The 397-nt window shown below is 44.1% G+C and carries 1 protein-coding gene; it reads left to right on the top strand.

What is annotated here, in order from left to right; all coding sequences use genetic code 11:
- A partial coding sequence (locus AC0C45_RS30090; protein ID WP_472929332.1) for a PfkB family carbohydrate kinase occupies positions 1-330 on the top strand: 330 nt, incomplete at its 5' end.
- Positions 331-397 lie beyond the last annotated feature (67 nt).

Here is a 397-nt window from a genome sequence, read left to right as displayed (position 1 = left end):
CTTTATCAGCGCTATCAGTTACAAGCTATTTACCATACGGAGCGTTCAAATGATGCCCAAGGCAGTAATCGTTTCAAGGCTTATGCCTATGATGGGCAGTTTTACGAATCCTGTGAAGTGACGACCCCAGTCTTGCAACGGGTTGGAAGTGGAGATGCTTTTGTGGCGGGTTTACTTTATCAGTTGTTAGAAGGTAACGAAAAGCAGCGCAACCTTGATTTTGCTGTGGCAACAGCTAGCCTAAAATGTACAGTAGCTGAAGATCAGCTCTATCACAGCGTCCAACAAGTAGAAGCAGTCTTAGCTAATCAACGAGATGTCCAGAGGTGATGATATGGGAAAAATAGAAATCTTAACCAAACTTAAGGCTAATCGGCTTGTCCTGGTTGTACGAGGA

The organism is Priestia sp. VA7, from assembly GCF_055710015.1.
Note: the sequence above shows the minus strand (reverse complement) of the source record. Positions and strands in the feature narration are given on the sequence as shown.